Raw genomic sequence first — 7,514 nt, 5'->3', positions numbered from 1 at the left:
ATCAAACATTTTTCAATAATCCTGCTAAAAACCTCACCCCCATCCCCTCTCCTTATTAAGGAGAGGGGTGCCCTCTGGGCGGGGTGAGGTCTTATTCTCCTTGTCCTCTTACTCTTCCGGTGGCTTCAGACGCTTAACGGGCTTAGGTATAGGTTTTGAGGATATCGGTATTGACGCTGCACCTGTGTCGCCTGTTTTCCTTACTGGGCGTGGAATTTCGCCGTTGCGTGGTCTTGGAGGAAATGGTTTTTTTCCACTAGGACGACGACTTGCGCCGCCATATCTTGTTTGTGGTGGTCTGCGCCTTTTGGGCAAATCAGCGATCGCCTCAGCGGTTTCTACTACTAATGAGTCAGTTTCGCGCTTGACTTGTAAATCCCAAAACTTACCCACTGCTCTGGCTTCAAGCTTACCTTTAATTTTCAACTTGAAATACTTTGGTTTGTCATCTTGTTTGCGCGCAGCTTGCTTAATTTTGATGACTAAGTGTTCAGCTTCATAAGACTGGTAAACAACCTCGCCACGAACAGAAAAATCACCATCTGGAACTTCTGATGAGGGGAGGAGGGCGCTTGATGAATTATTCCGCTCGGGTATTGGCAAATCTTCTTGTGAAGCCGAATTTTGCTTGTCATTGGCTATTTGATGTTTAGCCAAGTTTTCCGGCTCCCAAACTCCGACAATTTGTAGATGTAGTTTGTCGTTTTCTTGCCGAGTGCGCGGATAAACAACCCACAGATGCTCTTTTTCCAAGTCCAAATGATTTTTGACTAAACTCATCATCCGACCCAGAAGGACGGCTTCGAGTTGTGTACCATCTGTAGTTACTATTGAACCTTGAGTAAATTGTTCGCTACTATTGGCAACGTAGCGACCCCGCACTAAGCCAATAGCCCGGTACTGCATTAGTTCGCTGGGATCTTGAATCGGCTGTTGCCGGTTTTCTAAGTTCTGATCATTAGCAGTCTTACTAGAGATCACAGGTGAATTTTTTTCTTGAAAAGCGGGAGTTGCTGCATCGATACTCATTGCAGCTGTGTCTTTGCTTTCTAAAGCTTGTTTAGAAGCAGTTGAATTGGACGATTCAGGTAACGGCATCAGGTCGGAATTCATAAAACTCCTTGCGGCGGAGACACATCCCAATTGTGGGATTTTACAAAGGCTGCTGAAAAGAGCGTTTGTGCGGCGCTTGTAAGTATATTTCCTTTCAAGACACCCACGTCTTAACGCTTTGTGCAATACTAAAGACGCAAAACTTTACATAGACACCCTAAATCTGTAATTTAGCGTTTTTATGTTAGTTTCGGAAGCATATCATAGCTACAATTTCAAACGGTTCCTCCTAAACTCAACAGTTACGTGAAATGCGTATATTGCTTTTTGTTATAAAATTCACAAACAATTCGTGGGTTTCCGCAAAATTTTTGAGATTTTTTACTTTCATTTTTTCTGTCAACCCTTCGGCTGCGCTCAGGGTCAACGATAATCTCATTAGAATTTAAGGATGGTTTTGTGTCTCAATCTCGCAAACACTGGATGATTAATGTAGTGTTGGTGCTGGTACTTCTTGCTTTTGTCGGAGTTTCGGTGGTGCCAATCTTTGAGGCGTTTAATCAAACGCCAAGTTCCAGCCAGAAATCCACAAGCACTAGAAGTGTTTCACCTTCCTCTGATCTAAAATCGAAACTGGAAAATGACGCACAGGGTTATGCACAAGTTTTGCAGCGGGAACCGGAAAATCAAACGGCGCTGCGAGGCTTGCTTGAGACTCGACTACAATTGCTAAGCTTGGGTGGACGTGATATCAAGGGTGTAATTGAACCTTTGGAAAAATTAACTCAGATCGAGCCAGAAGAAACAAAATACGCAGTGTTACTGGCTCAAGCCAAGCAGCAAATTGGCGACAAGGAAGGAGCCGCTCAAGCTTATCGTTCTGTTTTACAAAAGAAACCCGGCAACCTTGAGGCTTTACAAGGTATGGTAGCGTTGGATCTGTCTGAAAAACGCCCAGAAGCAGCTATCACTTTGCTACAAGATACTCTCAATACTGCAAACAAAGCAAATCAAACTCAGCCAGGAAGTGTGGATACAGTTGCTGTACAAGTGCTTTTAGGCAACGTATACGCCTCTCAAAAAAACTATACTCAAGCTAGCAGTGCTTACGACCAAGCAATAAGCAAGGATAAGCAGGATTTTCGTCCCGTTTTAGCCAAAGCAACGCTCCTGAAAGAACAGGGCAAAGCTGAGGACGCAAAAACTTTGTTTACCCAAGCTGCGGCTTTAGCGCCAAGCCAGTATAAAGACGAAATTAATAAGCGGGCAAGCGAATCTTCTACTCCCGTTCCCACGCCGACATCAACGCCTAAGCAATAACTAAGGGTGTAGGGGTGTAGGGGTGTAGGGGTGTAGGGGCAAAACAAGTTAAAAGTATCAAGTCAAAAGGAGCCAGTGCGGTGGTGAGGCAGTTCCTCCTTGGTGGTTTCCCCAAGGAGGAACTGCCGAAAGGGTCTCCCGGCATAGCCGATGACGTTGCGCCTTCAGTCGGTGCGGAGCACTTCGATGAGCTGTTCGGTAACGAGGTCGGGTCGGGACAGGAACGGGTGGTGACCGGTGCGCAGGTCGATCGAGCGGGTAGCCCGATCAGCATGGAAGCGTTGCAGGGCGAGGGAGGTGCTGCGATCCTCCGCGCAGACGAGATACGTCGAGGGTCTGCCTTGCCATGCCGCCCGGGTCGTCGGTGTCCCGAAGGCACGTACCGACTGCGCGGTCAGGCGGTCCCACGCCCCGGCTCGGGCCTCCTCGTCTGTCAGGTCCTGCCAGAAGCGGTCGCCCAACGAGGAGGCGGTGTAGCCGGCAACGCGGATTGTGCCGTCGTCGCCCGGCGCGAGCCCGACCGGATCCTGCTCGCCGCTCATGATGTCGGCTTGCGACTGCCCGATGTCTGGCAGGTACGAGGTGATGTAGACCAGATGACGAGCGGCCGGGTGGTCGGCACCCTCCGCGATGACCGTGCCGCCGTAGGAGTGCCCGACGACGACGGCCTCGTCCACGTCGTCGAGCGCGTCGCGAAGCGCCTGGGCATCTTCAAGCAAGCCGGCGGTCCCAGGTGGAGCGCCCTCTCCGCAGGACGGCAACTCGATCGCCCGGCTCGCCGTGCCGGTCTGCTCATAAATCCGCTCGGCAACCCGCCGCCACCACCAGGCACCGTCGCGGACGAGTGCACCGTGTACAAATAGGATCTCTACCATCTTCGTGTCTCCATTCAATTAATTTCCCCAGCGAGTGGGGAGGTACCTTAAGCCAAACACAGATTTGGCTCACTCCGTTCGCAATGACATATCACAAGTAATTTACCGGACATGATATGATTTGGAATTTTGAATTGGTATCACGCTCCTTCAATGGCGGCGACGACACCAAATACTAGAAACAAAAATCCACCGAAAAAGGTGAGTGTGCGTTCAGAAATTCGCCCTGCTAACATTCTGCCGCCAATAACTGCAATAGCAGCACAAATGGCATGTCCCAAAATAGCACCCGCTGTCACCCCAATGGCGTTGCTTCCTGCTGCGAGGGCAATTGTGGCAATTTGTGTGCGATCGCCCCACTCTGCCATAAATGTCAGTACAAAGGCTTCTGTTAAAATTGCTAAAGTATTTTTCTTTTTCGGCAGTTTCATATCTGCCTGCTTCACTGCAGCTTCTGCCTCGTGCACAACTTCTGCATCGCAACTAGAAGTAGGCATTCGACTTGCATCAAAAAGTAGCTTTATACCAAAGGCAAAAAATAAAGCTATCTCCGCAAAATGAACGTAAACTTTTGGAAGATAGGAAGCTGCCTGTCCTAGGACAACAGAAAGTATTGTCATTGCAGCTAAAGCCGCTATCACACCTGCGAATACAAGCAGCCGTGAGTGACGCATCGCTAAAATCACGGCGATAAAAAACGTTTTATCTCCCAGTTCTGAAACCGTGATCAGCAACAAAGCTGCAGTAAAACCTGTTAACACTCTCTCAAGCTCCTTTAAGAATCTTTCTCTTGTGTGAGCTTGATGCGAGCAGTGAGACTCCACCAAGCTCACACTTTTGCATGTGAACTTAGTGAAGGTCTCACTTCCAAGAAGCTAATTACTTACTCGTCACCTGAACCAGGCTTAGTGCCAGTATGTTGACTCAGGTGTACTGGCCAATATCATTGCCAGCAGCTACTCCCCTTCTTCTGAGTAATTATACATCTATCCAAAGTTATAGTCAACCAATGGCTCAGTTAACAGTTATCAGTTATCAGTTATAGCAGGGAGCAGGGAGCAGGGAACAGGGAACAGGGAACAGGGAACAGTTTTCACTGTTTACTGTTTTGGTGGCAATATATCGGCAATTGTAATCATTAAGTTAGGAAAATTCAAAGGTGAAATAATTGCCTCTTGTGAAAAAATTACTTCACTCTGATATTTCTCTTGAGTAGGTTCTCGAAAAACATGGAGTTTACGATTATTAACATCTAGTACCCAATAATCTAGAATTCCTGATTTCGCGTAGGCTTTACCTTTAGTCTCGCAATCATATTTAAAGCTACTGTCTGCTACCTCAATAATCAAATAAACTTCTGAGGCTGTAGGATGGTGGTCAACGTAATCGAGTGGATCAAGCTTTACTACAGCAATATCAGGTTCTGGTTCGGAAAAATCATTTAATTGGACTGGATCTTGAGTATGAACATCTACCTGACCTTGTAATTTATCACGCAGAACATTAGCAATACGCCTGACAGTAGTAGTATGGACAGTTCCTTTTGCACTCATCTTAACAATCTGTCCTGCGATTAATTCCACTCGTTCTTCTGGGTGAAAAATTCCTAACTCTGCCATTTTCTGGTATTCCTTCACCGTCCAAAGCCGAAGAGTGAAAGGGGCTTCTTTTGTCTGCATAGTTTATATACTTAACGCATTGATCAACGAATATTGAAACTATCTTAGCGGGCGTTGCTTGTAAGAAATATTAGGTAATCCCCTACTGTAAGTTTTTATTTTCTCGATTTATCAAGCTGAGCTAAAACATGCTCTGACACATTACCGTTTTATTGATTTAACTTTTTCTTCAAAAAGTACCTCGTGTGGTTTACTGGAAAATCATCTAATTGACCATAAATGCTGTAGCCCACTTTCTCATAAAAAGGTAACGCTTGAAAGTCATATGTAAAAACATAAGCACTGTGGCAGCCTCTGGATATGGCTTCTTCCTCTATTGCAGTGATCAATTTCTTACCATAGCCACTACCACGAATATCATCTGTAACCCACAAGCTAGCTATATGTAACCATCCTAGACCAGTCATACCATCGATGCCACCGATAATTTGGTTATCTTGGTCGCGCATAAAAACTGTTAGTGGTTTGTACTCATACTGACCTATCTGGGAAAAGTTATATTCAGAAACTTTCTCTTGCAGGAACTTTAAATCGGAAGGACTTGAACTATTCTCACAAGTAATTTTGAATTCGCTCATAGTAGCTCATAGTGATAATATTTTAGAGTCACTTATCTTGCTTGTTACATTGACATTCTTCACCATAGCTAAAGCTAGGGATTTCAAAATAGTTTCTTTCATTCATAGCGGGTGGCAATCGCCGCCCGTGGGACGCTCCGAAGAATCACATACACCCTCACGCATAATGTAGAGACGTAGCACATGCCACGTCTCTACAGCCTTTCCTAATACTTCCGCTCTTGTGGCTGAAACATCGTAATTGCCACTGGGCGATATTGGATATCAATCCCTGCTGGCGAATAATAAGCCATTGTGTGCCTTAAGAAGTTGGTGTCATCCCGTTGAGGATAATCTTCGCGGAAGTGAGCGCCGCGACTTTCCTGACGATTTAAGGCTGATTCCAAAATCATACGCCCTACCACCATCAAACTCCGCGTTTCAAAGGCTTCTATGATTTCTGTATTCCAGCAACTGCCTTTGTCGTCTAAATATATCTGCGAGTACTGTTGTTCTAATTCTTGCACTTTGTTTAGACCTTCACGCATTAATTCCTCGGTGCGGAAAACGCCGCAGTACTGAGTCATGTCATCTTGGAAGGCTTGGCGGACTTGGTTAATCCGGTATTTTCCTGACTGATCTAGCAAAGCTTGAATCTCTTGCTGAGCTTCAGTGATGTAGCGTTGCTCGTCTACTATCGGAAGCTTGCGTTTTTGCACAAAATGTGCAAGCGAAGCGCCCGTTCTACGTCCATAAACCACACATTCCAACAAAGAATTACTACCGAGGCGATTTGCACCATGTACGGAAACACAAGCAGTTTCTCCAGCGGCAAAAAAGCCATCAATCAGACCATCGCCACTACTACGAACTTGACCTTCGGTATTCACAGGAATACCGCCCATGCAATAATGAATGGTCGGGCGGACAGGCATAGGTTGAGTGACTGCGTCAACACCTACTAGGCGATGTGCTTCTTCCCAAGAGAAGGGAACGCGACTCATGATTTTTTCTTTACCCATGTGTCGTAAGTCAAGATAGACAAAGGGACCACCCGCACTTCCATCTGAATGAACACCGCGACCAGCACGAAGTTCGTAGGCGATCGCCCGTGAAGTAATATCACGCGGAGCAAGTTCCATTCTACTGGGAGCATATCTTTCCATAAACCGTTCTCCCTCAGAGTTGATGAGATACGCGCCTTCCCCACGCACCGCTTCTGAAATCAGCACCCCTACCGGATATAACCCTGTAGGATGAAATTGCACAAACTCCATATCTTGCAACGGTAAACCAGCCAGAGCAGTCATTGCCAGACCATCACCCGTGGAAGCATAATCATTAGACGTGGTGTTGTAAACTCGCCCATATCCGCCAGTCGCAAACATGACTGCTTTAGCTCGCAACACTTCTATATGACCATCTTCGATACGGTACATCACCACACCTTTGGCCTGACCTTCTTCTAAAATCAGGCGCATCACGTACCACTCTTGATAAATTTGCACACCATATCGCCGCAGGTTGTTCACCAGTTCATGCAAAATGGCGTGACCAGTTTTATCAGCAGCGTAGCAAGTACGATTGTGAGAGTGTCCACCAAAAGCGCGTTGAGCAATGCGACCATCGTTTAAACGCGAGAATAAAACGCCCATGTGTTCTAGATCAATCACGACATCTGGCGCTTCACGCGTGAGAATTTCCACCGCATCTTGGTCTGCTAAATAGTCGGAACCCTTGACAGTGTCAAAAGCATGAGCTTCCCAACTGTCTGCAGAATCAACATTTTTCAGAGACGCAGCCATACCACCTTGTGCGGCGACTGAGTGGGAACGAATCGGGTGAGTTTTCGCAACCACTGCGACGTTTAAACTGGGGTCAATGCGGGCAATTTCCACTGCAGCGCGACACCCAGCCAACCCACCCCCAACAATAATCACATCGTGTTCAAGCATCACAAATCCCCAATTATCAAAAAGCGATCGCTGTTATATTGTAAAAAGCTGATACGTTGCGTGGGTCAAAAAAAT

7 protein-coding genes are annotated in these 7,514 nt (G+C 46.5%); 1 reads left to right on the top strand and 6 read right to left on the bottom strand.

What is annotated here, in order from left to right; genetic code table 11:
• Positions 1-108: 108 nt before the first annotated feature.
• Entirely contained in the window at positions 109-1,113 is a 1,005-nt protein-coding gene (gene patR / locus AC5590_RS28455) for a heterocyst master regulator PatR (RefSeq protein WP_169266677.1), read from the bottom strand.
• A 399-nt stretch (positions 1,114-1,512) separates the two neighbouring features.
• Here patR and AC5590_RS28450 point away from each other — a divergent pair, with 399 nt between their 5' ends.
• Positions 1,513-2,373 carry a tetratricopeptide repeat protein gene (locus AC5590_RS28450; protein ID WP_169266676.1) on the top strand — a complete coding sequence of 287 codons (861 nt, stop codon included), beginning with the start codon at positions 1,513-1,515 and terminating at the stop codon, positions 2,371-2,373.
• 164 nt (positions 2,374-2,537) lie between these two features.
• On the opposite strand, the gene AC5590_RS28445 is transcribed toward AC5590_RS28450, so the two are convergent.
• The 5 genes from AC5590_RS28445 to AC5590_RS28425 form a co-directional block, all read right to left on the bottom strand.
• Positions 2,538-3,248 carry an alpha/beta hydrolase gene (locus AC5590_RS28445; protein ID WP_169266675.1) on the bottom strand — a complete coding sequence of 237 codons (711 nt, stop codon included), beginning with the start codon at positions 3,246-3,248 and terminating at the stop codon, positions 2,538-2,540.
• A gap of 140 nt (positions 3,249-3,388) precedes the next feature.
• Complete coding sequence (locus AC5590_RS28440) at positions 3,389-4,009, bottom strand: TMEM165/GDT1 family protein (protein ID WP_169266674.1); 621 nt, start codon at positions 4,007-4,009, stop codon at positions 3,389-3,391.
• A gap of 339 nt (positions 4,010-4,348) precedes the next feature.
• Positions 4,349-4,927: a Uma2 family endonuclease gene (locus AC5590_RS28435; protein WP_169266673.1), complete on the bottom strand. Its 579-nt coding sequence runs from the start codon at positions 4,925-4,927 to the stop codon at positions 4,349-4,351.
• Between the two features lie 149 nt (positions 4,928-5,076).
• Positions 5,077-5,505 carry a GNAT family N-acetyltransferase gene (locus AC5590_RS28430; RefSeq protein WP_169266672.1) on the bottom strand — a complete coding sequence of 143 codons (429 nt, stop codon included), beginning with the start codon at positions 5,503-5,505 and terminating at the stop codon, positions 5,077-5,079.
• 206 nt (positions 5,506-5,711) lie between these two features.
• Positions 5,712-7,439 (bottom strand): succinate dehydrogenase/fumarate reductase flavoprotein subunit, encoded by a 1,728-nt coding sequence (locus tag AC5590_RS28425; RefSeq protein WP_169266671.1) that lies wholly within the window; start codon positions 7,437-7,439, stop codon positions 5,712-5,714.
• Positions 7,440-7,514 lie beyond the last annotated feature (75 nt).

It is taken from the genome of Brasilonema octagenarum UFV-OR1 (assembly GCF_963888615.1).
Lineage (GTDB): Bacteria > Cyanobacteriota > Cyanobacteriia > Cyanobacteriales > Nostocaceae > Brasilonema > Brasilonema sennae.
This window is presented reverse-complemented; position numbering and strand designations above follow the sequence as displayed.

What these genes read in the sequence shown, in the direction of transcription:
- AC5590_RS28425 (WP_169266671.1), bottom strand. Translation starts at nt 7,439, where the DNA reads ATGCTTGAACACGATGTGATTATTGTTGGGGGTGGGTTGGCTGGGTGT.
- AC5590_RS28435 (WP_169266673.1), bottom strand. Translation starts at nt 4,927, where the DNA reads ATGCAGACAAAAGAAGCCCCTTTCACTCTTCGGCTTTGGACGGTGAAG.
- patR (WP_169266677.1), bottom strand. Translation starts at nt 1,113, where the DNA reads ATGAATTCCGACCTGATGCCGTTACCTGAATCGTCCAATTCAACTGCT.
- AC5590_RS28445 (WP_169266675.1), bottom strand. Translation starts at nt 3,248, where the DNA reads ATGGTAGAGATCCTATTTGTACACGGTGCACTCGTCCGCGACGGTGCC.
- AC5590_RS28430 (WP_169266672.1), bottom strand. Translation starts at nt 5,505, where the DNA reads ATGAGCGAATTCAAAATTACTTGTGAGAATAGTTCAAGTCCTTCCGAT.